Genomic DNA, 26,547 nt, shown 5'->3' with positions numbered 1-26,547 from the left:
CTTCCGCACCCGAGCCGAGTGTGCGGATACGGCTTCGTCCACAGAGTTGAGTACGCGGTGACGGGAGAGCAGCGGGCGTCCCAGCCGCCCGGCGCGGGTGGAGCGACGCAGGCCGGGGGCCTGCCGTTCCACGCCCCGGTCCTGACCGCCGCCCGGGCGGGGGCTCGGATCGCCGCCCTGCTGGCCGCCCTGTTCGGAGCGCTGAGCCTGACCGGATGGATCGTCGACGCCGACGCGCTCAAGAGCCCGCTGCCCGGCGTCGACGTCTCCATGAAGGCGAACACCGCGGTGGCGGTCCTGACCCTCGGCCTGTCCCTCTTCCTGGCCGCCCGCCGCCCCGTCGGCGGGCGGACGCTCACCACGGCCCGCGTCGCCGCTCTCCCGGCCCTCCTCGTCGGCGGACTCACCGTGCTCGAATACCTGACCGGGAGGGGACTCGGCCTCGACGAACTCCTCTTCGACGACGACACCGCCGGGGTCGGCACCGGGACACCCGGGCGGATGTCACCGAACGCGGCCGCGGCCCTGGTCCTCGGGGGAGCCGCCGCCCTGTCCGCGGCCACACCCCGGGCACCCGCCTGGACCAGCCAGGTCCCCGGCCTCGCCGTCCTCGGCCTCGGCATGCTGCGGCTGTACGGGGCCGCCTACGCCGTGACCGAGCTGGAACGGTTCGGCCCCTACACCGGCATGGCCCTGCACACCGCGATCGCCCTGGTGCTGCTGGGCACCGCCGCGTTCCTGGCCCGGCCGGACGAGGGCCTCGCGGGACTGCTGATGAACGCGGGCACCACCGGCGCTCTCGGGCGCCGCCTGTTCGCCACCGTCCTCGTCGTCCCGCCGCTGCTCGGCTGGGCCGTCCTCGTGGGCGAGGACGCGGACCTCTTCGGCCCGCGGCTGGGCACCGCGCTGCTCGTCGCGGGCCATGCCGCCGTGTTCACGGCCGTCGTCCTCGCGGCCGCGGCGGTGGGCCGCCGCGTCGAGGAGGCCCATGCCCGCGCCGAGTGGCAGGTACGGCAGAACGAACTCCTCCAGGCCTTCATGGACCACACACCGGCGGTGGTGTTCATCAAGGACCTGGAGGGCCGCTTCCTGGCCGTCAACACGACGTTCGAGGCGAGCACGGGCCTGTCCCGTGACCAGGTGATGGGCCTGCGGGACGAGGACGTCCTGCCGCCCGACCTGGCACGTCAGGCCCGCGCCGCCGACCTCGCCATGCTCGCCCGGGGCGCCCCCGTACAGCGCGAGGAGCTGATCAAGTTGCCGGAGGGCGACCGGGACGTCCTCAGCTCCCTGTTCCCGCTGAACGACGCCAACGGCAAGCCCTACGCCGTGTGCGGGGTGATCACTGACATCACCGAGCGTGTCGCTGCCCAGCGCGAGGTCCAGCGGGCCCGGCGGCGCTTCCTCTCCCTCCTGGAATCCGCGCCCGACGCCACGCTCATCACGGACGGCGACGGCACCATCGTCATGGCCAACGCCCAGGTGGAACGCCTGTTCGGCCTCGCGTCCGGCGACCTCGTCGGCCACGACGTCGTCCGACTCGTGCCCCACGCACGGCGCCGACGGCACAGCGCCCTGCTGAGCGCCTACCTGCGCCTGCGCGATCCCCGGCCGACCGTCGTGGACCGGGACCTGTACGGGCGGCACCCCGACGGCTCCGAGTTCCCCGTCGAGGTGAGCGTCAGCAGACTCCAGGCCGAACAGGAGACCCTGGTGGTCCTGACCGTGCGGGACATCACCGAGCGCAGACTGGCGGAGGCCGCCCGCGCCGAACGCTACGAGCAGCACCGGCACATCGCCTACACCCTCCAGCACAGCCTCATGGGGGACCCGCCCCGACTTCCGCACCTGCCCAGCGCGCACCGCTACCTGGCCTCCGTCCAGGACCCCGGGGTCGGCGGGGACTGGTTCGACGTCATCCCCCTCGGCGAACGCCGCACCGGCGTCATCGTCGGCGACGTGATGGGCCGGGGCCTGGAGGCGGCGGCCGTCATGGGGCAGCTGCGCGCCGCCTCCCACGCGCTGGCCCGCACCGGCGCCACGCCCAGCCGGCTCATGACCGCCCTCGACGCCTTCGTCAGCGACCTCGCGGACCAGCTCGTCACCTGCGTCTACCTCGTGATGGACCAGGAGGCGGACGAGGTCACCCTGTGCTCGGCCGGGCATCTGCCCGTCATCGCCCTGCCCCCGGACGGGGCCGCTCGCCGGCTGTGGAACCCGGTCGGAGTGCCGCTCGGCGTCAACGACCTGGGCGGCGGGGTGCCGTTCGAGGAGTCCACCCAGCCGCTGCCGCCCGGCAGCACCCTCGTGCTCTACACCGACGGACTCGTGGAGAGACCGGGCACCGACATCGAGGTCCAGATCGACGTCCTCACCCACACCCTCGACCTGGCGCTGAAGGGCGCCCCCGACGACCCGGAGCTCCTCGACCGGGCCGCGGACCGGCTGATCACCACCCTCCTGCCGGACCCGGCCGCCCATGACGACGACGTGACGCTGCTGATGATCCGCGTGCCCGGCCCGGAGGGGGAGGACGCCTACGGCTGACCGCGCGGAAGAGGTGCCCGGCAGAACCCGGACAACGTCATCGGCGTGCACGTCGACCAGATCTTCTCCTTCCCCGACGGCACGCCGGGCGAGTTCGAGGGCCTGACCGAGGAGGAGATGGGGCTGCTGGGGTTCCTGCAGTCGTTCAACACCGAGATGTCGGCGTACGCCGAACTACAGGCCACCAAGCCGCAGAACCTGGCCCACGCGCTCGCCGACTCGCCGGCCGGCCAGCTCGCCTGGATCGGCCAGCTGCTGGGCACCGCCGTGGACCCCGACACCGTGCTGACCATCGCCACGATCTACTGGCTGACCAACACCGGCGCCTCCTCGGCCCGGCTGTACTGGGAGGACCGCCACACCGAGCACCCCACGGAGCCGACCACCGCGCCGACGGGGCTGGCGAGCTTCGCCCACGACTTAAGCCCGGTCCGCAAATTCGCCGAGCGCGACCACAAGAACATCGTCTCCTGGTCGCGGTTCGACCGCGGCGGTCACTGGGCGGCCCACGACGCCCCCGACCTGCTCGTCACCGACCTGCGCACCTTCTTCGGTCCGCTGCGCCGGAGCTGAGGTGACCTACGGGCGGTGCGTCGGAGTGGGACAAGTCGGATGTCGCGCGAGACGCTGACCCCATGACAGCTCCTTCGGCGCCCGCCGCTGACCAGCCGTACCGTTTCGACGACCTGACCGCCCTGTTCATCAACTGCACGCTGAAGCCGTCCCCGCAGCTCAGCCACACCCAGGGCCTCATCGACAAGAGCGCGGCCATCATGATGTCGCGCGGGGTCACCACCTCCGAGGTCCGTGCCGTCGACCACGACATCGCGCCCGGTGTCTACCCGGACATGACCGAGCACGGTTTCGCGACGGACGAGTGGCCGGCCCTGTACGAGCAGGTGATGGCCGCGGACATCCTGGTCGTCGCCGGGCCGATCTGGCTCGGCGACAACAGCTCGGTGACCAAGAAGGTGATCGAGCGCCTGTACGCCTGCTCCAGCGAACTCAACGAGCAGGGACAGTACGCGTACTACGGCCGCGTCGGCGGCTGCCTGATCACCGGCAACGAGGACGGCGTCAAGCACTGCGCCATGAACGTCCTCTACAGCCTCCAGCACCTCGGCTACACGATCCCGCCCCAGGCCGACGCCGGCTGGATCGGCGCGGCCGGCCCCGGACCGTCGTACCTGGACCCGGGCTCGGGCGGACCGGAGAACGACTTCACCAACCGCAACACCGCCTTCATGACCTGGAACCTCATGCACATGGCAGCCCTGCTGAAGCGCGCCGGAGGCATGCCCGCCCACGGCAACCAGCGCACCCAGTGGGACGCGGGCTGCCGCCCGGGTGCGGAGAACCCCGAGCACCGCTGACCCCTTTCGTCGCAGGTCACGAGGGTCCCGGCGGCCCGCGCGGCCCGTCCGTCCCCGCCCGCAGCCACAAGATTCACCGCTGTGCCAATCCACCGCCCGACCTGCTCCGGATTACGCGAGAACCGGAGCACGCAGGGTGGGAGGCAGAGGCGATGGATCCGCGGGACAGAGGGAAGGCTCCGCACGACTCGGAGCACACGGCACGGTACGGACGGCGCACGGCCGTGGTGGGCGCCGGGGTGGCCGGCCTGACGGCCGCGTACATCCTGGGGCGGGCCGGGCACATCACCCTGTACGAGGCCGACGACCGGCTCGGCGGACACGCGCACACCCACGAGCTGACCTCGGCGCACGACGGACGTGTGCACCGCGTCGACTCCGGGTTCATCGTGCACAACCGGCGCACCTATCCACGGCTGCTGCGACTCTTCGACGAACTCGGCGTCACCACGCAGGAGTCGGACATGAGCATGTCGGTCCGATGCGAGGGGTGCGGACTGGAGTACGCCGGCGCCCGGGGCCCCGCCGGACTGTTCGCCCGCCCCGGCAACCTGCTGCGCGGCCGCTATCTGCGGCTCCTGGCGGAGGTGCCCCTCTTCCACCGGGCGGCCCGGCGACTGCTCGCCCGGGGTGGTGATCCGCCGCTCACCCTGGGGGAGTTCCTGGACCGGGAGGGCTTCTCCGCCTACTTCCGCACCCATTTCATGACCCCGGTCGTCTCCGCCGTCTGGTCCTGCGACGCCGCCACCGCCCAGCGCTACCCGGCCGCCTATCTGTTCCGCTTCCTCGAACACCACGGACTGCTGTCGGTGGGCGGCTCACCGGTGTGGCGCACGGTCACCGGCGGATCGCGCGAGTACGTCGACCGCGTCGCCAAACACATCGACGAGGTCCGCACCGGCACCCCCGTCCGAGCCGTACGACGCCATGCCGACGGCGCCTCGGTGACGGCCGCCGACGGCACCACCGAGTCGTACGACGCCGTCGTGATCGCGGTCCACCCGGACCAGGCGCTGCGGACGCTGGCCGACCCGACCGAGGCGGAGCGGGACGTACTGGGCGCGTTCCGCTACTCCCGCAACACCACCCTCCTGCACACCGACCCCCGGCTGCTGCCGCGGTCCCGGGGCGCCCGCGCCTCCTGGAACCATCTGCTGCCGTCCTGCGACGCGGGCGCCGACCGGGTACGGGTCAGCTACGACATGAACCGGCTGCAACGCCTGGACGCCGCCGAGACGTTCGTGGTCACGCTGGGCGGCGAGGACCGTGTCGACCCCGGCCGGGTCCTGGCCCGCATGGTCTACGAACACCCCGTCCACACCTCCGAGTCGGTGGCCGCCCAGCGGCGGCTGCCGGAACTGAACAGCGGGGTCTGCGCCTTCGCCGGCGCCTACCACGGGTGGGGGTTCCACGAGGACGGCTGCCGCTCGGGCGTCGAGGCCGCCGCGGCCCTGGGAGCGCGCTGGTGAACGCCGTACCGGACTCCGCCGCCCCCGCCCTCTACTCCTGCGTGATCGCCCACGTACGGACCACGCCCCGGAGCTACGCGCTGCGGCACCGCACCTACCTGTGGTTCCTCGACCCCGACCGTCCGCCCCTACTGCCCCGCCTCCTGCGGCCGTTGGCCCGGTTCGACCCGCGGGACCACTTCACCGGCGACCAGCCCTCCATCCGGGCCGGCCTCGACGCGTTCCTCGCCGAGCGGGGCGTGCGCCTCGACGGCGGCCGAGTGCTGATGCTCACCCACGCGCGCGTACTCGGATACGTGTTCAACCCGCTCACCCTGTTCTGGTGCCACGGACCCGACGGCGAACTGCGCTGCGTCGTCGCGGAGGTCCACAACACCTACGGCGGACGCCACTGCTACCTCCTGCCCGCCGACGGCACCGGCACGGCCGGCGGGCCGTACCGCGCCGACAAGGAGTTCTACGTCTCGCCGTTCCTCCCGGTCGACGGCCGCTACCGCATGCGGCTGCCGTCGCCCGGAACGCGGCTCGACCTGACCGTCCACCTGGACCGCGAGGAGGGCCGCACGCTCACCGCCACCGTCCGGGGCACCCGGCACGAGGCGACCGCGCGGACCCTGCTGCGGCTGGCGGCGCGCCACCCCTGGTCCACCCTCACCGTGTCGGCCGCCATCCGGGCCCACGGCATACGCCTCTACCTGCGGGGACTGCCCGTCCACCCGCGCCCCGACCACCGCATCCCGGAGAACGCCGCATGACCACAGCAGAACCCCGTGTCGTCCCCGGCGGCCCGACCGCCCCGGTCGATCCCGCGCGCTGGCCCGATGTCGCCGCCGTCCCCGTCTCCTCCCCGCTGCGCACGGCCGTGACCTCCGCCCTCGTCCGGCGGGCCCTGCGCGACCTGCCGCTGCGGTCCCGGCTCGCCGGACAAGGCACCGTCGGCCTGGGCGGGCCGCTGCTGGACGTGCGCGACCCGGCCGCCTTCCACGCCCGCGTCGGCACCTCCGGCCTCGTCGGGTTCGGCGAGTCGTACATGGCCGGCGAGTGGGACGCCCCCGACCTGGTCGGCGCCCTCACGGTGCTCGCCGCCCACGCCGCCGAACTGATCCCGGCCCCGCTGCAACGCCTGCGCGGCCTGTGGACGCCGCGCCAGCCGCACGAGGAGCGCAACACACCCGAGGGGTCCCGCACCAACATCAGCCGCCACTACGACCTGTCCAACGACCTGTTCGCCCTCTTCCTCGACGACACCCTCACCTACTCCTCCGCCGTCTTCCGCGGCTTCCCCGCCCACCGGGACCGGCTCGCCGCCGCCCAGCACCGCAAGATCGACCGCCTTCTCGACCTCGCCGAGGTCGGCGAGGGCACCCGGCTGCTGGAGATCGGCACCGGCTGGGGCGAACTCGCCCTGCGGGCCGCCGCCCGCGGCGCCCACGTCACCTCCCTCACCCTCTCCCGGGAACAACGCGACCTGGCCCGCGACCGCATCCGCGCCGCGGGCCTGGACCAGCGGGTCTCCGTCGAACTGTGCGACTACCGCGAGGCACGGGGGGAGTACGACGCCGTCGTCAGCGTCGAGATGATCGAGGCGGTCGGCGCCGAGTTCTGGCCGGTGTACTTCCGCGCCCTCGACGAGCGGCTCGCCCCCGGCGGCCGGGTGGCGCTCCAGGCCATCACCATGCCGCACGACCGGATGCTCGCCACCCGCGACACCTTCACCTGGATCCACAAGTACGTCTTCCCCGGCGGACGCATCCCCTCCACCCGCGCGATCGAGGAGACCGCCCGCGACCACACCCGGCTGCGCCTCGCACGGCGCGACGCCTTCGGCGCCCACTACGCCGAGACGCTGCGCCTGTGGCGGGAGCGGTTCACCGAGCGCGCCGACGACGTCGCGGCGCTCGGCTTCGACGAGACCTTCCGCAGACTGTGGACCTTCTACCTGGCCTACTCCGAGGCCGGGTTCCGGGCCGGCTACCTCGACGTGCACCACTACCTGTTCGCCAAGGAGGGCCCCAGCCGATGACCACCACCGCCCCCACCACGGCCCGCTCCGGCGCCGCCCACCTGCTCACCGCCCTCGCCGAGGACGTCCTCGGCGGCCCCCTGCCGGTGCGGCTGCGCGCCTGGGACGGCAGCGAGACCGGCCCGGCCGACGCCCCCGTGGTCGTCGTACGGTCCCGGCGCGCGCTCCGCCGCCTCCTGTGGCAGCCCGGCGAACTGGGCCTCGCCCAGGCGTACGTCACCGGCGAACTCGACATCGAGGGCGACCTCGCGCACGGCCTGCGCACGGTGTGGGCCGCCCACCGCGAGCTGCGTCCGCGCCCGCCGAGACTCACACCCGCCGACCGGGCGCGCGCCGTCACCACCGCCGTACGGCTCGGCGCGCTCGGCCCACGGCCGTCCGCCCCCGCCTCCCAGGCCCGGCTCCGCGGCGGACTGCACAGCCGGGCCCGCGACCGGGCCGCCATCAGCCACCACTACGACCTCTCCAACGACTTCTACGCCCTCCTCCTCGACGGGACCATGGCCTACTCCTGCGGCTACTGGGCCCCGGAGCACGCCACGGAGCACGCCGAGTTCGGGCCCGCCGACGCCCAGCGGGCCAAGCTGGAGCTGATCTGCCGCAAGCTCGCCCTGGCACCCGGCGCCCGGCTCCTCGACATCGGCTGCGGCTGGGGCTCGCTCACCCTGCACGCGGCCCAGCGGTACGGCGCCCGGGTCACCGCCGTCACCCTGGCGCGCGAACAGGCCGCACATGTGCGGGAGCAGGTCCGCGAGCGCGGTCTGACCGACCTGGTGGACGTGGTCCGCCAGGACTACCGCGACATCGAGGGCGGCCCCTACGACGCCGTCGCCACCGTCGAGATGGGGGAACACGTCGGGGACGCCGAGTACCCGGCGTTCACCGCCGCCCTGCACCGCCTCGTCCGGCCGCGCGGCCGGGTGCTGGTCCAGCAGATGTCCCGCGGCCGGGTCGCCCCCGGCGGCGGGCCCTTCATCGAGGCGTACATCGCCCCTGACATGCACATGCGCCCCCTGGGCGAGACGGTGGGCCTGCTGGAGGGGGCGGGCCTGGAGGTCCGGCACACCGAGTCGCTGCGCGAGCACTACGTCCGCACGATCGGCGCCTGGCACCGCACCCTGGAGGACCGCTGGGAGCGGTTCGTCCGCCTGGTGGGGGAGGAGACCGCTCGCGTGTGGCGGCTGTACCTGGTGGGGGCGGCCCTGGCGTTCGAGGAGGGCCGGATGGGCGTCGACCAGATCCTCGCCGTTCGGCCCGGCCCCGGCGGCGACAGCGGCCTCCCGGCGACCACGCACACCTGGTACGAGGGGCTGGAGCGGCCGTGAGCGACTTCCCGTGGAGCGCCTTCGCGCTGAACCTCGCCTGGTCCGCCGTTGCGGCCCTCGCGGTCATGCTCGTCACCTTCGCCGTCGCGGTCCGCCCAGGGGGTGTTGTGGAAGTCCCGCACAGCACCCACGGCGCCCGGCACGCTCCCCCAAGCTCTTCGAGCAGGGGGTACCCCCACTCGCCGCACCGGCCAAAGACCCACGTAGCGCCGCTACGAGGGCCTTCGTCCGGCACGACGAGGCCACGCACCGGACACCGCGGGCACCGCACTGGACTTCCACAACACCCCCTCGGTCTGCACCGGATCGTGGACATCGCCTGGGGCGTCGGCTTCACCGCGGTCGCCGTCGTCACCTGCGTCGCCTCCGCCGGCCAGGGCGACCCCGTGCGGCGGCTGCTGGTCACCGCGCTGACGGCGATCTGGGGGCTGCGCCTCGCGGCACACATCGCCCGCCGGGGCCGTGGTCACGGCGAGGACCCCCGCTACGAGGCCATCCTGTCCAAGGCCCCCGGCAACCGGAACGCTTACGCCCTGCGCATGATCTACCTGCTCCAGGGCGCCCTGGTGTGGCTCGTGTCGCTGCCCGTGCAGGCCGCGCAGTACGTACCCGACCCGCCGTCGGTCCTCACCTGGGCCGGCGCGGGGCTGTGGGCGGTCGGCCTCGGCTTCGAGGCGGTCGGTGACGCCCAACTGGCCCGGTTCAAGGCCGACCCCGCCAACCAGGGCAGGATCATGGACCGGGGCCTGTGGTCGTGGACCCGGCATCCCAACTACTTCGGGGACTTCTGCGTCTGGTGGGGCCTGTTCCTCACGGCCTGCGACTCCCCGGCGGCGGGCGCCGTCTCCGTGGTATCACCGGTGGTGATGAGCCTGCTGCTCACCCGGGGCAGCGGCAAACGGCTGCTGGAGAAGCACATGGCCGACCGGCCCGGCTACACCGAGTACCAGGCCCGCACCAGCGGCTTCTTCCCCAGGCCGCCGAAGCGGAAGCACAGTGGGGCGGGAGCACGATGACATACGGACCGCGGCAGGCGGAGGCCCTCCTCCTGAGGGCCTCCCCGACCCGGCCGCAGGCGGCCGTCCTGGTGCTGCACGGCGGGCAGGCGGTGAGCCACCGCCCCGCCCGCCCCTGGCAGCTCGCCGCGCTGCGGATGGACCCCTTCGTCCGGGCGGTGTCCGCCGCGCTGCCCGACCGGGACGTCCTGGTCGCCCAGGTCCGCTACCGCCTGCGCGGCTGGAACGACCTGCGCGCCGACCCCGTACGGGACACCGAACTCGCCCTGGACGACCTCGGCGCACGCGTCGGCCCCGTCCCCACCGTCCTGCTCGGCCACTCCATGGGCGCCCGCGCCGCCCTGCGCGCCGCCGGTCACCCACAGGTGGCCGGCGTCGTCGCCCTCGCTCCGTGGTGGCCGCCGGACGAGCCCGTGGACCACCTGACGGGCCGTCAGGTCGTCGCCCTGCACGGCGACCGCGACCGCATCACCTCACCCGCCGACTCGGCGCACTGCGTGCGCCGGGCCCAGCACACGGCGGCACGCGCCGGCATGGCCGTCGTCCACGGCGGCGACCACGCGATGCTCCGCCGCCGCCAGTTCTGGCACCGCACCGCGACCACCCTCGTCGCCCACCTCCTCGACCCCACCGACGCACCGGACCCCCTCCCCGAGGAGTCCTACGGCACGGACGGCTTCCCCGTGCTCTGAGCACGCTCGGCGGTCTTCTCCCGGTCAGACGGGGAACGGCAGCTGGGCGAGCGGGGCGGAGGTGGGGTGGTCGGAGCCGCCCTCGGGTTCCAGGGTGATGCCCATGCCGGACGCGCCGTCGACGGCCCCGCGCAGCAGCACGGTCTGGTCGGCGCGGCCCGGGTCCATCAGACCGGCCGACCGCATGCCGACACCGTCGTCGAACCAGAGCTGGTAGACCTTGCCGCCCGGCGGACGCGTCATCCCCGAGGCGACGAACACGGCCCGGTCCTGGTCGCGGGAGACGACGACGGCACCGGACGCGCCGCCGGACAGCTCGGCCGCCCGCACCTTGGCGTCCGGCGCGGCCAGCACGGCGGCGATCTCGTCCGCCGTCCGCGCGGCACCGCGCGCCTCAGCGCGGGCGTCCTCCGCCCGCTCGTGCTGCCACACGGCCGTCCCGCCGAGAGCCGAGGCCGCCGCGAGGCAGGCGGCCAGGGCCCAGCGGGAGACCGGCCGGGCCCGCGGCCCGGCCCGGCCGCGGCGTCCCGGCCCCGGCCCGCCGGGCGTCTCCTGCCGCACGGTGGTGATCCGGCGCAGTACCTGGTCCCGCATGCCCGGCGTGGTGGCCGTGGCGACGGCGAGTCCCAGCCGGGCCGCCGTCGCCGACAGCTCGGCCGTCTCCTGTGCGCAGGCGTCGCAGCCCGCGAGGTGACGCTCGAACCGCACGGTCTCCTCCGGGGACAGGGCGTGCAGCGCGTAGGCCCCGGTCAGCCGGTGCGGGTCGACGGTCCTCACGCGGTCACCCCCAGGCAGTCGCGCAGCCGGATGAGGCCGTCGCGCAGCCTGGTCTTGACGGTGCCCAGCGGGACCGCGAGCGCCTCGGCCACCTCACGGTGGGTGAGCCCCCGGTAGTACGCCAGGGTGACGGCCTGGTGCTGGACCTCGGTCAGTGTGCGCAGACAGCGCCGGACCTGCTCGCGCTCCAGCCGCGCCTCGACCTGCTCCGCCACCTCGTCGTACTCGGGCAGCCGCGCCAGCAGCGCCGCCCTGTGGTCACGGGCGGCCGCGGCGTCCACCGAGCGGACCCGGTCCACCGCTCGGCGGTGGGCCAGCGTGAGGATCCAGTTGATGGCGGTGCCCCGGTCGGACCGGTAGCGGGGTGCGGTCCGCCACACCTCCACCAGGACCTCCTGCGCCACCTCCTCCGACTGTGCCCGGTCCCGCAGCACCGAGAGCACGACGCCGAGGACGGGACCGGCCACGGAGTCGTAGAGCGGGGCGAACGCCTCCTCGTCCCCCAGGGCCACCAGGCCCACCAGTTCCTGGAGGTCGGGCTCCGCCGAGGGATGCCTGCCGATACGCACCGCTTCTGTCACCGAGGGCCTCCACCATCGCGCCGTGTCCGGATGCCATCCGTTCCTGTCGAGCCCCCGGTTCGGTTGCACCCGCGGGGAAAGTCCACGGGCTGGACCGCGGGTGTCGGACCGCAACCGAAGTGGCCGAATATGTGTCTCAGGACGCGTGGTCCTACTCCGGGGCGTGGGGGTTCCGGCGGCACGGCGGCCTTGGGGGGCTGGAATGAACACATGGGCGGTGCCCGGATACACCGAGTCACTGGAGCTCGGGGCGGGGGCGAGCGGGCGGGTCGTCCTCGCCGTGCACGAGGAGACCGGTGTCCCGGTCGCGATGAAGTACCTCAGCGAGTCACTGCGTGACCGGCCCGGCTTCGTACGCGACTTCCGTGCCGAGGCCCGGCTCCTCGCCGGCCTGGAGAGCCCGTACGTCGCCGAGCTGTACGAGTACGTCGAGAGCACCGACGGCGCCGCCATCGTGATGGAGCTGGTGGACGGGGTCTCGCTGCGGACCCTGCTCACCCGGGAGGGCCCCCTCGACGCGGAGGCCGCCCTCGTGATCCTGAAGGGCTCGCTGCTCGGACTCGCCGACGCGCACCGCGTCGGGGTCGTCCACCGCGACTACAAGCCCGAGAACGTCATGGTCGTACCGGACGGGGCGTCCAAGCTCGTCGACTTCGGGATCGCGGCGGACGCCGGCACCAAGGCCGGTGCCGCCGGTACCCCCTCCTACATGGCGCCCGAGCAGTGGACCGGCGCGCCCGCCTCGCCCGCCGCCGACGTGTACGCGGCCACGGCCACGTTCTTCGAGTGCCTGACCGGCCACAAGCCCTACGCGGGCGACAACCTGGCCGCCCTCGCGCTCCAGCACGTCGACGCGCCCGTCCCCGCCGAGGAGGTCCCCGCGCCGGTGCGGGACCTCGTCCGGCGCGGTCTCGCCAAGAACCCCGGGGACCGCCCGTCGCACGCCGAGGAGTTCGTCGCCGACCTGGAGGCGGTCGCCGGTGCCGCCTACGGGCCCGACTGGGAGGAACGCGGCCGTGGCCGGCTCGCCGCGCTGGTGGCGCTGCTGGCCCTGCTGCTGCCCTCGGCCCGCAGCACCCCGGAGACCACCACCGACACCGCCCGCACCGTCCTGAGCCAGGGGCCGCGCCGCGACTGGGCCCGCTCGTGGCGCCCCGGTCGGCCGGGCCTCGCGGTGTCCGGCGCCGCGCTGCTCCTGGGCGCGTTCCTCACCTACGGTGTGCAGCACACACCGGTGACCCCGCAGGAGGCGGCGCAGGCCCTGGCCACCACCAGCTTCGAGCCCGGCGCCGAGTCGTCGGATCCCGCCGACCCGACCGGGACGCCTTCCTCCTCGTCCTCGGCGTCGACCACCCCCAGCGAGTCCACCAGCCCGTCGGCCTCGGCCTCGGCGTCGGAGAGCACCGACACGGGGGATCCGTCCCCGTCCACCACCACCACCGCTCCGACGACGACGGAGACGACACCGCCGACGGAGACGACCACCGAGGCGACCCCGACGAGCGCGTCCCCCAGCGCCCCGAGCGCGCCGGCCGTCAAGGACATCACGGTGACGGGCTTCCGGCAGACGGGCCTGACCACCGCCACGGCGACGATCCAGATCACCACGGACGGCACCGGGCCGTTCTCCCTGACCGTCTCGTGGCTGTCGGGCGAGATCCGGCAGCTCGCCCCGGACGGCGCCGCCCAGACGTTCCAGCGCAGCGGAGCCAGCACGTACACCCTCACCGTCGTTCACACCTTCCAGGGCAAGGGCTGCTACTGGGCGGTGCGGGCCACGACCACTCCGGCCTCCGCCGACGGCGGCGCCTCGCAGCAACTCCTGACCAGGCAGTGTGAGATCAGATGACCGCACCGTACGACCGCGACCCCGCGTCCGCCGAGGGCCAGGACGGCGAGCACACCCAGGTGCTCGACACCGCCGGCCGCTCCGCCCCGCACGACCCGTCCGGCTACGACGACCCCGACTACAGCGCCACCGTCCTCGGCAGCCAGTGGATCCAGCGGCCCGACCCGGACACGACGCTGATCGAGCCCGAGACGACGCCGTTCGAGCCCGACACCACCACGCCGGAACCGCGGGACGCCACCCCTGCCGGTGCGGCCCCCGTCGCCTTCGGCCCGGACGGCACCTTCGTCGAGCCCGACGGCACGCGGGCCGAACCGGACGTGACCCTCGTCAAGCCGGACACGACACTCGTGAGGCCGGACACGACCCTCGTGAGGCAGGACACCACGCTGGTCGGCCCGTCCGACGCGGAGGCGCCGCTGCCGCAGCCGGACCGCACCGACGGCACCGTGCTCCGTTTCGGCCCCGGCGTGACGGCCACCGTCGCGCAGCGCACCCACCGGACGCTGCCCACGATGCCGCCGCTCCCCGCGCCCCCGCGCCGACGCCGCCTGCGCCGACACGCGCTGCCCGCGTTCGTGCTGCTCTGCGTCATCGCCTTCCTCGCCTGGCAGCGTCTCGGCCCCTCCGTCGAGGTGCGCGCGGTGGCGGTCAAGGCCCGGCCGGCGGTGCTGGGCTGCGACAAGACGGTGGACATCGTCGGCCTGGTCACCACCGACGGCCGCCCCGGCACCCTCACCTACCGCTGGACCCGCAGCGACGGCACCGAATCGGGCGTCCTGCGCGAGGTGATGGTCCGGGGCCAGACCAGGGCCAAGCTCCACCTCCTGTGGACCTTCGAGGGCAGGGGCCGCCAGACGGCCCGGGTCGACCTCCACATCCTCACCCCCACGGACCACAAGACCACGAAGCGCTTCACGTACGCCTGCCCCTGACGGCAGCCGACCCAAGGGGCGCGGGGAACTGCGCGACAAGCCCCCACGAACCCGCAGCCGCCCGTCATCCTGCACCCATCCCCTCCCTGGGCGGCCACCGCACGTCCGCGCTACACACAAAAACTGACGGTGCATCAGAAAACCCCTTCCCTCGTCCGGAGGACTGCGGCATCCTGCGCACCATGCAGACGGAGCTGAGCAGAAAACTCGGAGTCGAGTACGCCGTCTTCGGCTTCACGCCGTTCCCCGCCGTCGCCGCCGCCATCAGCAGGGCCGGCGGTTTCGGCGTGCTCGGCGCGGTCCGCTACACGGCCCCCGACGACCTCAAGCGCGACCTCGACTGGATCGAGGCCCACGTCGACGGCAAGCCGTACGGGCTCGACGTCGTCATGCCGGCCAAGAAGGTGGAGGGCGTCACCGAGGCGGACGTCGAGGCGATGATCCCCGAAGGGCACCGCCAGTTCGTCAAGGACACCCTCGCCAAGTTCGGCGTCCCGGAACTCGCCGAGGGCGATCCCTCCGGCTGGCGCATCACCGGCTGGATGGAACAGGTCGCCCGCACCCAGCTGGACGTCGCCTTCGACTACCCGATCAGACTGCTCGCCAACGCCCTCGGCTCCCCACCCGCCGACGTCATCGACCGCGCCCACGATCAGGACGTCCTGGTCGCCGCGCTCGCCGGCAGCGCCCGCCACGCCCGCAAGCACGCCGACGCCGGAATCGACATCGTCGTCGCCCAGGGCTACGAGGCCGGCGGCCACACCGGGGAGATCGCCTCCATGGTGCTCACCCCCGAAGTCGTGGACGCCGTCGCCCCGTTGCCCGTGCTCGCGGCCGGCGGCATCGGCAGCGGGCAGCAGATCGCCGCCGCGTTCGCGCTCGGCGCTCAAGGAGTGTGGCTGGGCTCGCTGTGGCTCACCACCACCGAGGCCGAACTGCCCTCGCCGCGTCTGATCGAGAAGCTCCTCGCCGCCGGCTCCGGCGACACCGTCCGCTCCCGCGCCCTCACCGGCAAACCCGCACGCCAGCTCCGCACCGAATGGACCGACGCCTGGGACGACCCGCAGGGCCCGGGCGCCCTCCCCATGCCTCTGCAAGGACTGCTCGTCGCCGACGCGGTCTCCCGCATCCAGAAGTACGAGGTGGAGCCGCTCCTCGGCACCCCGGTCGGCCAGATCGTCGGCCGCATGACCAGCGAACGCAGTGTCCAGGCCGTCTTCGACGACCTCACCCGGGGCTTCGAGCAGGCCGTGGACCGCGTCAACAGGATCGCCGGAAGGAGCGAGGAACAGTGAGCCGAGCCCTTCAGCAGCACGCCGCGCAGGCGCAGGCCCCGCAGGGGTTCTGGGCCCAGGCGACCGCCGACCCCGACCGCCCCGTGCTCGTCGCCCCCGACGGCGAGGAATGGACCGCCGGACGCCTGCACGCCGCCGCCAACCGGCTGGTGCGCGGACTGCGCGCGGCCGGCCTCGAACGCGGCGACGCCTTCGCCGTCGTCCTGCCCAACGGCGTCGAGTTCCTCACCGCCTACCTCGCCGCCAGCCAGGCCGGCTTCTACCTCGTCCCCGTCAACCACCATCTCGTGGGCCCCGAGATCGCCTGGATCGTCTCCGACTCGGGCGCCAAGGTGCTCATCGCCCACGAACGGTTCGCCGGGGCCGCGCGCCACGCGGCCGACGAGGCCGGCCTCCCCGGCAGCCACCGGTACGCGGTCGGCGAGGTCGACGGATTCCGCCCGTACCCCGAACTCCTCGCCGGGCAACCGGAGTCACCGCCCGAGGGCCGCACCCTCGGCTGGGTGATGAACTACACCTCGGGCACCACGGGCCGCCCGCGCGGCATCCGCCGCCCCCTGCCCGGCAAACTCCCCGAGGAGTCGTACCTCGGCGGTTTCCTCGGCATCTTCGGCATCAGGCCGTTCGACGGCAACGTCCACCTGGTGTGCTCGCCGCTCTACCACACGGCCGTCCTGCAGTTCGCGGGCGCGTCCCTGCACATCGGGCACCGACTCGTGGTGATGGACAAGTGGACCCCCGAGGGCATGCTCCGCGCCATCGACACCCACCGCTGCACCCACACGCACATGGTTCCCACCCAGTTCCACCGGCTCCTGGCGCTCCCCGAGGAGGTGCGCGCCCGCTACGACGTGTCGTCCATGCGGCACGCCATCCACGGCGCCGCCCCCTGCCCGGACCATGTGAAGCGGGCCATGATCGAGTGGTGGGGGCACAGCGTCGAGGAGTACTACGCGGCCAGCGAGGGCGGGGGAGCGTTCGCCACCGCCGAGGACTGGCTGAAGAAGCCCGGCACCGTCGGCAAGGCCTGGCCCATCAGCGAACTCGCGATCTTCGACGACGACGGCAACCGGCTGCCCCCGGGTGAACTCGGCACCGTGTACATGAAGATGAGCACCGGCGGATTCTCGTACCACAAGGACGAGGGCAAGACGCGCAAGAACCGCATCGGTGACTTCTTCACCGTCGGCGACCTCGGTCTCCTCGACGAGGACGGCTATCTCTTCCTCCGCGACCGCAAGATCGACCTCATCATCTCCGGCGGCGTCAACATCTACCCCGCCGAGATCGAGTCCGCCCTCCTCACCCACCCCGCCGTCGCCGACGCCGCCGCCTTCGGCATCCCGCACGACGACTGGGGCGAGGAGGTGAAGGCCGTCGTCGAACCGGCCCCCGGCTTCACCGCCGGGCCCGCGCTCGCCGAGGAGATCCTCGCTCACTGCGCCCGCGAACTCGCCGGGTACAAACGGCCGAAGACCGTCGACTTCACCGACGCGATGCCCCGCGACCCCAACGGCAAGCTCTACAAACGGAGGCTGCGCGAACCGTACTGGGAGGGACGTCAGCGGACCGTGTGAGCGTCACGGCTTGCGCGCCACCCCGCCGAGCGCGATCACCTCACCGGACCCGCCGCGACCCTCCGCCGGATCGGGGCGCCAGTCGTTCAGCGGGACGACCCCCGGCTCCAGCAGCTCCAACCCGTCGAAGAACCCGGCGAGTTCCTCCGGGGCGCGCAGGAAGTACGGCACCGCGCCGCTCTCGTTGTACTGCCGGGTGGCCTCGGCGTTGGCCTTGTGCGTGTCGACGCTGTCGTTGAACGCGAACCAGCTGCCGGAGGGCAGGGCGTCCAGCAGGGTGCCGATGAGGGCGCGGGCCCGGTCGTAGTCCGCGATGTGCCCGGAGACCTGCATCATCGTCAGCGCGACCGGACGGGTGAGGTCGAGCGTGCGCGCCGCCTCGCGCAGCACGGTCGCGGGGTCGTGGAGGTCGGCGTCCACGTAGTCGGTCGTGCCCTCGGGCGTGCTGGTGAGCAGGGCCCGTGCGTGCGTCAGGACCAGCGGGTCGTTGTCGACGTAGACGATCCGTGCCTCGGGCGCCACCCGCTGGGCGATCTGGTGGGTGTTGTCCGCCGTCGGGAGTCCCGTGCCGATGTCGAGGAACTGGCGCACCCCTGCCTCACCGGCGAGGAAGCGCACCGCCCGGCCGAGGAAGGCGCGGGAGTCACGGGCGAGGTCGGTGATGCCGGGGAACACCGCGCGGAACGCGTCGCCCGCCTCGTGGTCGACGGGGTAGTTGTCCTTGCCGCCGAGCCAGTAGTTCCAGATCCGGGCCGAGTGCGGCACCGTCGTGTCGATCTTGGCGAGAGCGTCGGTCTCCGGGCGTAACGAGTCCTGCGCCACCGGATCGCCTCCTACGGGGAAAGGGTTATATGCCAACGGCATGGTGCCGTCCCGCACCGGGACGGCACCACACCTCCCCGGATCATTGGCTCACGCGCACCACCTTGAGCTTCGGCGACGACCGGATGTCCTTCTCGCAGAACCGGGTCGTCACCCACTTCTTCGCGGAGAACAACCGGGTCTGATCGCCGTAGTGCGGGGAGTTCGGGTTCGAGGACTGCCCGTAGGTCAGCAGGGTGCGGGCCACCGGGCAGCGGCTGCCGTCCCAGCCGACCGCCTGGATGTGGCTGGAACCCGACGACACCTCGGCATAGCCGCCGGCGGCGGCGTTCCACGGCGCCTCGATCTTGTTCCAGACGCCCAGCGACTCCGTACCGCCGTGCACCGGGATGCGCCGGTCCCCCCGGACGACGAACTGGTGTTCCCCGAGCCTCGCGTCCAGCGCGATGCCCGCCGCCCGCAGCTCCGTCACCGTGTCCGCGAGCGCCGTGGCGAAGCCGGGCGCGGCCGTGTTCAGCGTGTTCGGCGTCCTCACCGGATCGGCCGCCGAGAACGGCACCTTCCACAGCTGCGCGTTCGGCACGGCGCGGGTCAGCTTGCGCCAGAACCGGTCGTAGAGCAGCGCACCCCGGCTGCCGGTGTCCGCGGTCCGGTCCCACCCCGCGAGGACCCGGCAGGCCTCGGACACGTCGACGGCCGTGCCGTCACTGCCCGTCGCCGTGCCACCCGGCAGCGCGGCACACGCCCGCGCCGCGTCGCCGACGGCCAGATCGGCCGCGGGCACCCGGTTGGCGAACTGCTGCTTCTGCAGGTCCCGTACGGTCAGCCCGCCCTTGCCGGCCATCGCCGCGACGTCCTCGACCGCGCCGCGCGTGCGCATCGACCGCTGGGTGCCGAGGTTGCCGAAGACCCGCTCGTAGCCGGTGAGCGGCCGGTCCGCGTTGGCCAGCCACGCGCTGTCGTTGGAGTTCTCCGCGTACGGGGCGTCCTTCAGCGTCGGCATCCTCGCCGGCCCGAAGACCCCCGGCTGGAGGGCGTCGGGATCACTGCCGGGCGCACAGTCGCCACGCGCGCCGTCCAGGACGGCGACACCCGCCGCCGGGTACGTGGCCCGGCCCAGCGGGGTGGAGCAGCGCGCCGCCAGCTCGTCGGTGATCCGGGGCAGCACCTGCGACTGGGTGAACAGGGTGTGCCCGGCGGAGTCCGCGGCCACGGTGTTCACCCAGGGCAGCCCCTGGTGCCGGCCGAGGGCCTTCAGGATGTCGGCCGTTCCGCGTGCCTTGGCGAAGCCGAGGGAGGTGTCGGCGAACCTCAGGTTCGTCGTGTTCGGGTCGGACAGCGCGTACGCGGTGCCGGCCGTCCACGGCAGCGAGAGGTCACTGCCCAGGGAGGTGACGACCGGTCCGTAGCGGGTCCACCACTGGGTGCGGGTGACCGGCGCGCCGTCCTTCACGGCGACGGTGACGCTCCGCTTCGTCATCCGCTCCGCCTTCCCGTCGACCAGGTACGTCGTCGGGTCGGCCGGATCCAGGGTCAGCTGGTGCAGGTTCATGGGGGTGCCGGTCGCGACCGTGTGGCTCCACGCCACCTTCGCGTTGAACCCGATCTGGGTGATGGGCGAGCCCAGCAGCGAACCGCCGGAGACGTTCAGCTCGCCGGGGATCGTCTGCTGCGCCTGCCAGAAGCGGCGGCCCCCGGCCCACGGGTAGTGCGGGTTGCCCAGCAGCAGACCGCGCCCGTTCGCCGTGGTGTCGCCGCGGAAGGCGACCGCGTTGGAGCCCATATCGGCGTCGCCGGCGGAGAACAGCTCGCTCGCGGCCCGCGCGGCGGCCTTCACGTCCGGCGCCGCGGCCTTCGGCGCCGCTCCGGGGGCGGGCGGCTGGGCGGTGGCGATGGCGTCCACGAACCGCCCCTCGCCACCGAGGACGGCCAGGGCGTACGCGCGGGAGAAGACGTCGAGCGTGGTCACCGGCCGCACCCAGGCGGCGCCCCGGCACGCGGGGTCGGTGATCCGGTTCTTCCTCAGCCAGGCGTTGTAGCCGGCCGCCCAGCCGCGCATCAGCTCCTTGACCTCGCGGCTCGGGCCGACCGGCGCGGGCCGCTCCAGCAGCCGCCGCACGGAGCCGGTGTCCCGGACGCCCCGGAAGTACAGGTCACTCGTGAGGTTCTTCGTCGCCGAGGAGAGCGAGAAGTCGGGCGCGGTGTCCGGCCCGAAGTGGCGCGACCGCTCGCCGCGCACGGTCACGAATCCGTCGGCCAGCACGCACACCTGGTCGGCGGCCTGCGCCCAGCCGGTGCCGAAGCCGAGATCCGCGTAGTCATCGGCGACGATGTGCGGAATGCCGTACTCGGTGTAGCGGATCACGGCGGACAGCCCGCCGTGGGAGGGATGGTCACCGCCGCCACGGTCGCCATCGGCGGCGGTGGCCGCGGGTAAGGCGGCCGAGGCGGTGAGCAGGGCGACGGCCGAGACGACGAGATGTCTCAGACGGGTGCGCATGGGGGCCTCCCGACGTCATGGGGGAAGAAACGGTTGAGCCTGACAGTGCGTTCGTACGTAGTCCAGAGGTGCGTTGATCTTCACCTTGGTTGACTCGTGAACCAGGGAACGGAGTTGAGTCGTTTCCCGCCACGCGGACCGGATTCCGGCCAGGTGCGCGGCACGCTTGACCTTGCTCGCGCGGCCGAACGAGGATCACGCCGGGAACCGGTGGACGAAAGGGCGGATCATGACGGCTGGACGCAATGTGACGGTCGACGGGGTGCTGCGGCGCAGTGCCCGGCGGACCCCGGCGCGCGTCGCGATCCGCTACGGCGACCGTTCCTGGACGTACGCCGAGCTGGACGACGCCGTCTCCCGCGCCGCCCGCGCCCTGCGCGACACCGGACTGGGGCCGGGCGACCGGGTCGCCGCCTACGGCCACAACTCGGACGCCTATCTGATCGCGTTCCTGGCCGCAGCCCGCGCCGGCCTCGTCCACGTCCCGGTCAACCAGCACCTCACCGGCGACGACCTGGCGTACCTCCTCGACCAGTCGGGCAGCACCCTCGTCCTCACCGACCCGGACCTCGCCGGGAACCTCCCCGAGGCGACCCGCACCCTCCCGCTGCGCGACGCGGACGACTCACTGCTCGCCCGGCTCGCCGCCACCGAGCCGTACGACGGCGAGGAGCCGAAGGCCGAGGACCTGGTCCAACTGCTCTACACCTCCGGCACCACCGCCCTGCCCAAGGGCGCGATGATGACGCACCGCGCGCTGGTCCACGAGTACCTGAGCGCCATCACCGCCCTCGACCTGTCCGCCGGTGACCGGCCGGTGCACTCGCTGCCGCTGTACCACTCCGCGCAGATGCACGTCTTCCTGGTGCCGTACCTCGCCGTCGGCGCCACCAACACCATCCTCGACGCGCCCGACGGCGACCGGATCCTCGACCTCGTCGAGTCGGGCGCCGCCGACAGCCTCTTCGCCCCGCCCACCGTGTGGATCGCGCTGTCGAACCGTCCCGACTTCGACAGCCGCGACCTCAGCGGCCTGCGCAAGGCGTACTACGGGGCGTCGATCATGCCGGTGCCCGTCCTGGAGCGCCTCAAGGAGCGCCTGCCGAAGCTCGCCTTCCACAACTGCTTCGGCCAGAGCGAGATCGGCCCCCTCGCCATGGTCCTCGGCCCCTACGAGCACAAGGGCCGCATGGATTCCTGCGGGCGCCCCGTCATGTTCGTCGAGGCCAGGGTCGTCGACGACAAGGGATCGGACGTGCCCGACGGCACCCCCGGTGAGATCGTCTACCAGTCCCCGCAGCTGTGCGAGGGCTACTGGGACAAGCCCGAGGAGACCGCCGCCGCGTTCCGCGACGGCTGGTTCCACTCCGGCGACCTCGCGGTCCGCGACGCCGACGGCTTCTTCACCATCGTCGACCGCGTCAAGGACGTCATCAACTCCGGCGGCGTCCTCATCGCCTCCCGCCAGGTCGAGGACGCCCTCTACACCCATGAGCAGGTCGCCGAGGTCGCCGTCGTCGGACTGCCCGACGACCACTGGATCGAGGCCGTCACCGCGGTCGTCGTCCCGCGTGGCGAGGTCACCGAGGCCGAACTCGTCGCCCACGCACGGGAGAAGCTCCCGCACTTCAAGGCGCCGAAGAAGGTGCTCTTCGTGGACGAACTGCCGCGCAACGCGAGCGGGAAGATCCTCAAGCGGGAACTGAGGGACCGGTACGCGCGACCCTGAGCCCCGCTCCCGCGCCGTTCCCCTCGAACTCCGTTGCGTGGCACCACCCCCGGCCAGCAAGATCGACTCCATGCCACGCCTCACCGCACCCGACGGAACCGAACTCGCCTACCACGTGCGCGGCGAGGGCGATCCGCTGATCGTCCTCCCCGGCGGCCCCATGCGCGCCTCCGCCTACCTGGGCGACCTGGGCGGACTCGCCGCCCACCGTCGTCTGATCCTGCTGGACCTGCGCGGTACGGGCGACTCGGCGGTCCCGGCCGACCCGGCGACGTACCGGTGCGACCGGCAGGTGGACGATGTGGAGGCCCTGCGCGCGCACCTGGGCCTGGAACGCGTGGACGTCCTCGCCCACTCGGCGGGCGGCAACCTCGCCACGCTGTACGCGGCCCGCCACCCGCACCGGGTCTCCCGGCTGGCCCTGATCACCGCCACCCCCTGGGCGCTGGGCCTGCCGGTAACGGTCGAGGACCGGCTCGCGGCGGCCCGCCTGCGCGCGGACGAGCCCTGGTTCGCCGACGCGTACCCGCACTTCGAGGCCGCCTGGACCGGACGCGGCCCCTTCGACGACGCGATGATGCCGTTCTTCTACGGCCGCTGGGACACCGCCGCCGAGGCCCACATGGCCGCCGAGGTGGCGCAGACCAACGACGACGCCGCCGATGCCTACGGCTCCGCCGGCGCGTACGACCCCGAGGCCACCCGAGCCGCCCTCGCCGAACTGGCCGCCCCCGTCCTCTACCTCGGCGGCGCGCTCGACACCGGCCCGACCCCGGGGCTCGTACGGCAGGCGGCCGGTCTCTTCCCCGAGGGCGAGTACTCGATCCAGCCCGGCGCCGCGCACTTCCCCTGGCTCGACGACCCGGAGTGGTTCGTACGCCGTGTCACGACGTTCCTCGCCGGTGACGAGTCGGTGGTGGAGCGGACCTGGCGCATGCTGCGGGAGGGGCACCCCGAGGCGCGCCGGGGCTGTCCCGAGGTGATCGAGGCGGCGTTCGCCGAGCCGAGACTCCGCCGGCTGTACCCGTTCCCCAGCCACGGTGCCCTGTTCTTCCACCGCAACACCGAGTTTCCCTGGAGCAACGACCTTCCCCACATCGCCACCGGCTTCACCGGCTACGTGGTGTACGCCGCCCGGTCCGCCGAGATCCTCGGGGAGACGGCCACCCCGGAGGAGGCCGCCGCGCTCGTCGTCGCCCATCTGCCGGACGACTGCGGGCCCGCCGTCGAAGGGCCGTGGCCGGAGGCGGCCGACAGCCCCTCGGAGTAGCCGGGGCGGCCCCGCCCGGCGGGGCCCGAGGCGCTCACCCGTCCGCCGACACCGCCACCGACCGGGCCCACCGGTAGTCCGCCTTGCCGCTGGGGGAGCGTTGGATGGTGTCGGTGAGGACGAGCTGGCGGGGGATCTTGTACCCGGCGAGGCGGGTGCGGCAGTGGGTCTGGATGTCCTCCAGGGTCGGGCGCAAGGCGCCCTCGCGAAGCTGCACCACGGCCGCCACATGGTTGCCCCAGCGGGCGTCCGGCACCCCGGCGACCAGCGCGTCGTACACGTCGGGGTGGGCCTTGAGCGCCTGCTCGACCTCCTCCGGGTACACCTTCTCGCCACCGGTGTTGATGCACTGCGAACCCCGGCCGAGGACGGTGACCACCCCCTCCTCGTCGACGGTCGCCATGTCGCCGAGGAGCACCCAGCGCTCGCCGTCCTTCTCGAAGAAGGTCTCGGCCGTTTTCCGCGGGTCGTTGTAGTAGCCGAGGGGCACATGGCCGCGCTGGGCGACCCGGCCCGGCACGCCGACCGGGACGGGCTCGTACGTCGCCGGGTCCACCACCCGGGTTCGGGCGTGGACGCGGATCCTGAAGCCGTCGCCCGCCCCCGAGTCGTCGGTCGCCGTGCCGTTGAAGCCGGACTCCGACGAACCGAAGTTGTTCAGCAGCATCACGTTCGGCACCAGGGCCTGGAACTGCCGGCGCACCGTCTCCGACATGATCGCGCCGGACGACGACACACTGAACAGCGACGAACAGTCCGTACCCTTCATCGGGCCGTTCAGCGCGTCGATCAGCGGACGCAGCATCGCGTCGCCCACCAGCGACACACTGGTGACCCGCTCCCGCTCGATCGTCCGCAGTACCTCCTCGGGCACGAACTTGCGGTGGATGACGACCCGTTGGCCGAAGTTGAACCCGATGAACGCCGTGAGCGTCGACGTGCCGTGCATCAGCGGCGCGGTGGGGAAGAACGTGATCCCGTCACCGCCCGCCGCGACCCGCTCGGCCAGCTCCTCGGGTGCCTTCACCGGCTCCCCGGTCGGCGCCCCGCCGCCCAGCCCCGAGAAGAACAGGTCCTCCTGACGCCACATCACACCCTTGGGCATGCCCGTCGTGCCGCCGGTGTAGATGATGAACAGATCGTCGCCCGAGCGGGCCGGGAAGCCCCGACCGGCCGACCCGGAGGCCTCGGCGTCGGCGAAGTCGGTCGCGGGCAGATCGGGCGCGTCCGGCGCGGAGGTCCCCACCCGCACCAGATGCCGCAGCTTCTCCGTCCGCGGCACGGCCTTCGCCACGCGCCCGCCGAACTCCGCGTCGAACACCAGGCCCGTCAGATCCGCGTCGCGGTAGAGGTACACCAACTCCTCTTCGACATAACGGTAGTTGACGTTGACCGGTACGAGCCGCGCCTTGAGGCAGCCCAGCGCGGTCTGGAGGTACTCGACGCCGTTGTACAGATGCAGGCCCACGTGTTCACCGGGCCGCAGCCCGCTGTCCAGCAGGTGGTGGCCGATCCGGTTCGCCGCCGCGTCCAGTTCCGCGTAGGTGAGCCGCCGGTCCGCGCCCGTACCGGGGATGTCGAGATACGTGAGCGCCGCCCGGTCCGGGACGACGTCGACCACCGACTCGAACAGGTCGGCAAGGTTGTACTCCACCGTGCTCCTCCTGACCCCGGGCGCGCCTGGCGGGTGGCTGCCATCCGTCGGTTGCCGGTCATCAGAGCAAAGGGGGCCGTGACTGTGAAGGGCTCGCGCAGAAGAAATCTGACTGACTGTCAGAAAACTCTTGTACTGGCTCCGCGCCTCCTGCAACCTGTTCTCGTTCCGCAGACGGAACCTGTTCTCGCCCTGCCCCACGGGAGGAAGCGATGGGTGGCACGGAACACCTCACCGTGCGGCGCGAAGGCGCCACACTGGTGCTCACGCTCAACCGGCCCGAGGCCAAGAACGCGCTCTCACTGTCCATGCTCGTCGGCCTGTACGACGGCTGGCTCGCCGCCGACGCGGACGACGAGATCCGCTCGATCGTCCTCACCGGCTCCGGCGGCTCCTTCTGCGCCGGGATGGACCTCAAGGCGCTCGCCGGCAGGGGCATGGACGGCGAGCAGCACCGGGAGCGGCTCAAGGCCGACCCCGACCTCCACTGGAAGGCGATGCTCCGCCACCACCGGCCCCGCAAACCCGTGATCGCCGCCGTCGAGGGCCACTGCGTCGCGGGCGGCACCGAGATCCTCCAGGGCACCGACATCCGCGTCGCGGGGGAGTCGGCCACCTTCGGCCTCTTCGAGGTGCGGCGCGGCCTCTTCCCGATCGGCGGCTCCACGGTCCGCCTCCAGCGGCAGATCCCCCGCACCCACGCGCTGGAGATGCTGCTCACCGGCCGCCCGTACTCCGCCCGCGAGGCCGCGGACATCGGACTGATCGGGCATGTCGTGCCCGACGGCGACGCCCTGGCGAAGGCCCTGGAGATCGCCGAGCGGATCAACGCGTGCGGTCCGCTCGCCGTGGAGGCCGTCAAGGCGTCCGTGTACGAGACGGCCGAGATGAGCGAGACGGACGGACTGGCCGCCGAGCTGAAACGGGGATGGCCGGTCTTCGACACGGACGACGCCAAGGAAGGGGCCCGCGCCTTCGCCGAGAAACGGCCCCCCGTCTACAAACGGGCGTGAGCGCCCCGCCGGGGGCGGCTCCCGGCCGCCCGGCGCCCCCGGTGCGGCCACGTGGAGGCTCACTCCCGCGCCCCGGACGCGTCGCCCCCTTCCCGAAGGA

Annotated in this window: 21 protein-coding genes and 1 pseudogene; 17 read left to right on the top strand and 5 right to left on the bottom strand. The window is 72.9% G+C overall.

Going from position 1 to position 26,547, the window contains the following annotated elements:
- Positions 1-57 precede the first annotated feature (57 nt).
- The 9 genes from SMA5143A_RS16785 to SMA5143A_RS16740 all read left to right on the top strand — a co-directional run bounded on the left by SMA5143A_RS16785 (position 58) and on the right by SMA5143A_RS16740 (position 10,445).
- Positions 58-2,547 carry a SpoIIE family protein phosphatase gene (locus SMA5143A_RS16785; protein ID WP_107463723.1) on the top strand — a complete coding sequence of 830 codons (2,490 nt, stop codon included), beginning with the start codon at positions 58-60 and terminating at the stop codon, positions 2,545-2,547.
- A 45-nt stretch (positions 2,548-2,592) separates the two neighbouring features.
- Positions 2,593-3,120, top strand: coding sequence for a hypothetical protein (locus SMA5143A_RS16780; RefSeq protein WP_181361890.1), 528 nt, complete (start codon positions 2,593-2,595; stop codon positions 3,118-3,120).
- A 62-nt stretch (positions 3,121-3,182) separates the two neighbouring features.
- The gene (locus SMA5143A_RS16775) at positions 3,183-3,920 is read left to right on the top strand and encodes a flavodoxin family protein (protein WP_107463722.1); all 738 of its coding nucleotides are present in this window, start codon (positions 3,183-3,185) and stop codon (positions 3,918-3,920) included.
- A 152-nt stretch (positions 3,921-4,072) separates the two neighbouring features.
- On the top strand, positions 4,073-5,389 hold the full coding sequence (locus tag SMA5143A_RS16770) for an NAD(P)/FAD-dependent oxidoreductase (protein ID WP_107463721.1): 1,317 nt from the start codon (positions 4,073-4,075) through the stop codon (positions 5,387-5,389).
- A complete protein-coding gene (locus SMA5143A_RS16765) occupies positions 5,386-6,144 on the top strand; it encodes a DUF1365 domain-containing protein (protein WP_107463720.1) in 759 nt (252 codons plus the stop codon). The genes SMA5143A_RS16770 and SMA5143A_RS16765 overlap by 4 nt, the downstream gene beginning before the upstream one ends.
- Positions 6,141-7,412 (top strand): class I SAM-dependent methyltransferase, encoded by a 1,272-nt coding sequence (locus tag SMA5143A_RS16760; protein WP_107463719.1) that lies wholly within the window; start codon positions 6,141-6,143, stop codon positions 7,410-7,412. The genes SMA5143A_RS16765 and SMA5143A_RS16760 overlap by 4 nt, the downstream gene beginning before the upstream one ends.
- Positions 7,409-8,737, top strand: a complete 1,329-nt coding sequence (locus tag SMA5143A_RS16755) for an SAM-dependent methyltransferase (protein ID WP_107463718.1) — start codon at positions 7,409-7,411, stop codon at positions 8,735-8,737. The genes SMA5143A_RS16760 and SMA5143A_RS16755 overlap by 4 nt, the downstream gene beginning before the upstream one ends.
- A complete protein-coding gene (locus SMA5143A_RS16745; protein WP_375136499.1) occupies positions 8,734-9,753 on the top strand; it encodes a DUF1295 domain-containing protein in 1,020 nt (339 codons plus the stop codon). Before SMA5143A_RS16755 ends, SMA5143A_RS16745 begins: the two co-directional genes overlap by 4 nt.
- A complete protein-coding gene (locus SMA5143A_RS16740) occupies positions 9,750-10,445 on the top strand; it encodes an alpha/beta family hydrolase (protein WP_107463717.1) in 696 nt (231 codons plus the stop codon). The genes SMA5143A_RS16745 and SMA5143A_RS16740 overlap by 4 nt, the downstream gene beginning before the upstream one ends.
- 24 nt (positions 10,446-10,469) lie before the next feature.
- Here the strand turns inward: SMA5143A_RS16740 and SMA5143A_RS16735 are convergent, their stop codons facing one another.
- Positions 10,470-11,222, bottom strand: coding sequence for an anti-sigma factor (locus tag SMA5143A_RS16735; RefSeq protein WP_107463716.1), 753 nt, complete (start codon positions 11,220-11,222; stop codon positions 10,470-10,472).
- Positions 11,219-11,803, bottom strand: coding sequence for an ECF RNA polymerase sigma factor SigK (gene sigK / locus SMA5143A_RS16730; RefSeq protein WP_107463715.1), 585 nt, complete (start codon positions 11,801-11,803; stop codon positions 11,219-11,221). Before sigK ends, SMA5143A_RS16735 begins: the two co-directional genes overlap by 4 nt.
- A 202-nt stretch (positions 11,804-12,005) precedes the next feature.
- Between sigK and SMA5143A_RS16725 the strand changes: the two genes are divergently transcribed.
- The 4 genes from SMA5143A_RS16725 (at position 12,006) to SMA5143A_RS16710 (ending at position 17,459) form a co-directional block, all read left to right on the top strand.
- Positions 12,006-13,652, top strand: a complete 1,647-nt coding sequence (locus SMA5143A_RS16725; RefSeq protein ID WP_107463714.1) for a serine/threonine-protein kinase — start codon at positions 12,006-12,008, stop codon at positions 13,650-13,652.
- Positions 13,649-14,587, top strand: a complete 939-nt coding sequence (locus SMA5143A_RS43910) for a hypothetical protein (protein ID WP_258193563.1) — start codon at positions 13,649-13,651, stop codon at positions 14,585-14,587. Before SMA5143A_RS16725 ends, SMA5143A_RS43910 begins: the two co-directional genes overlap by 4 nt.
- Positions 14,588-14,769: 182 nt before the next feature.
- Positions 14,770-15,882 carry an NAD(P)H-dependent flavin oxidoreductase gene (locus SMA5143A_RS16715; RefSeq protein WP_107463713.1) on the top strand — a complete coding sequence of 371 codons (1,113 nt, stop codon included), beginning with the start codon at positions 14,770-14,772 and terminating at the stop codon, positions 15,880-15,882.
- Entirely contained in the window at positions 15,879-17,459 is a 1,581-nt protein-coding gene (locus SMA5143A_RS16710) for an acyl-CoA synthetase (RefSeq protein ID WP_107463712.1), read from the top strand. The genes SMA5143A_RS16715 and SMA5143A_RS16710 overlap by 4 nt, the downstream gene beginning before the upstream one ends.
- 3 nt (positions 17,460-17,462) lie before the next feature.
- On the opposite strand, the gene SMA5143A_RS16705 is transcribed toward SMA5143A_RS16710, so the two are convergent.
- Both SMA5143A_RS16705 and SMA5143A_RS16700 read right to left on the bottom strand, forming a co-directional pair.
- Positions 17,463-18,281 (bottom strand): SAM-dependent methyltransferase, encoded by an 819-nt coding sequence (locus tag SMA5143A_RS16705; RefSeq protein ID WP_107463711.1) that lies wholly within the window; start codon positions 18,279-18,281, stop codon positions 17,463-17,465.
- An 82-nt stretch (positions 18,282-18,363) separates the two neighbouring features.
- Positions 18,364-20,781 (bottom strand): penicillin acylase family protein, encoded by a 2,418-nt coding sequence (locus SMA5143A_RS16700; protein WP_107463710.1) that lies wholly within the window; start codon positions 20,779-20,781, stop codon positions 18,364-18,366.
- 229 nt (positions 20,782-21,010) lie between these two features.
- Between SMA5143A_RS16700 and SMA5143A_RS16695 the strand changes: the two genes are divergently transcribed.
- The 3 genes and pseudogenes from SMA5143A_RS16695 (at position 21,011) to SMA5143A_RS43905 (ending at position 23,780) form a co-directional block, all read left to right on the top strand.
- Positions 21,011-22,510, top strand: a complete 1,500-nt coding sequence (locus SMA5143A_RS16695) for an acyl-CoA synthetase (protein ID WP_107463709.1) — start codon at positions 21,011-21,013, stop codon at positions 22,508-22,510.
- Between the two features lie 70 nt (positions 22,511-22,580).
- Positions 22,581-23,414 (top strand): annotated as a pseudogene (locus SMA5143A_RS16690) (alpha/beta fold hydrolase); the annotation flags it as partial.
- A 9-nt stretch (positions 23,415-23,423) separates the two neighbouring features.
- A complete protein-coding gene (locus SMA5143A_RS43905) occupies positions 23,424-23,780 on the top strand; it encodes a DUF6193 family natural product biosynthesis protein (protein WP_258193580.1) in 357 nt (118 codons plus the stop codon).
- A 34-nt stretch (positions 23,781-23,814) separates the two neighbouring features.
- Here SMA5143A_RS43905 and SMA5143A_RS16685 read toward each other — a convergent pair whose 3' ends face one another.
- Positions 23,815-25,434: an acyl-CoA synthetase gene (locus SMA5143A_RS16685; protein ID WP_107463708.1), complete on the bottom strand. Its 1,620-nt coding sequence runs from the start codon at positions 25,432-25,434 to the stop codon at positions 23,815-23,817.
- A 212-nt stretch (positions 25,435-25,646) separates the two neighbouring features.
- Here SMA5143A_RS16685 and SMA5143A_RS16680 point away from each other — a divergent pair, with 212 nt between their 5' ends.
- On the top strand, positions 25,647-26,447 hold the full coding sequence (locus SMA5143A_RS16680; protein ID WP_107463707.1) for a crotonase/enoyl-CoA hydratase family protein: 801 nt from the start codon (positions 25,647-25,649) through the stop codon (positions 26,445-26,447).
- The last annotated feature ends 100 nt before the right edge of the window (positions 26,448-26,547 follow it).

This window comes from Streptomyces sp. MA5143a (assembly GCF_900290235.1).
Classification (GTDB): Bacteria; Actinomycetota; Actinomycetes; order Streptomycetales; family Streptomycetaceae; genus Streptomyces.
The sequence above is the reverse complement of the archived record's forward strand: the minus strand, read 5'-3'. Positions and strand labels throughout refer to the sequence as shown.

Bases quoted from the DNA above. Each gene is read 5' to 3' on its own strand.
- SMA5143A_RS16775 (WP_107463722.1), top strand. From the start codon at position 3,183: ATGACAGCTCCTTCGGCGCCCGCCGCTGACCAGCCGTACCGTTTCGAC.
- SMA5143A_RS16695 (WP_107463709.1), top strand. From the start codon at position 21,011: ATGACGGCTGGACGCAATGTGACGGTCGACGGGGTGCTGCGGCGCAGT.
- SMA5143A_RS16770 (WP_107463721.1), top strand. From the start codon at position 4,073: ATGGATCCGCGGGACAGAGGGAAGGCTCCGCACGACTCGGAGCACACG.
- SMA5143A_RS16680 (WP_107463707.1), top strand. From the start codon at position 25,647: ATGGGTGGCACGGAACACCTCACCGTGCGGCGCGAAGGCGCCACACTG.
- SMA5143A_RS16715 (WP_107463713.1), top strand. From the start codon at position 14,770: ATGCAGACGGAGCTGAGCAGAAAACTCGGAGTCGAGTACGCCGTCTTC.
- SMA5143A_RS16755 (WP_107463718.1), top strand. From the start codon at position 7,409: ATGACCACCACCGCCCCCACCACGGCCCGCTCCGGCGCCGCCCACCTG.
- SMA5143A_RS16760 (WP_107463719.1), top strand. From the start codon at position 6,141: ATGACCACAGCAGAACCCCGTGTCGTCCCCGGCGGCCCGACCGCCCCG.
- SMA5143A_RS43910 (WP_258193563.1), top strand. From the start codon at position 13,649: ATGACCGCACCGTACGACCGCGACCCCGCGTCCGCCGAGGGCCAGGAC.
- SMA5143A_RS16725 (WP_107463714.1), top strand. From the start codon at position 12,006: ATGAACACATGGGCGGTGCCCGGATACACCGAGTCACTGGAGCTCGGG.
- SMA5143A_RS16740 (WP_107463717.1), top strand. From the start codon at position 9,750: ATGACATACGGACCGCGGCAGGCGGAGGCCCTCCTCCTGAGGGCCTCC.
- SMA5143A_RS16700 (WP_107463710.1), bottom strand. From the start codon at position 20,781: ATGCGCACCCGTCTGAGACATCTCGTCGTCTCGGCCGTCGCCCTGCTC.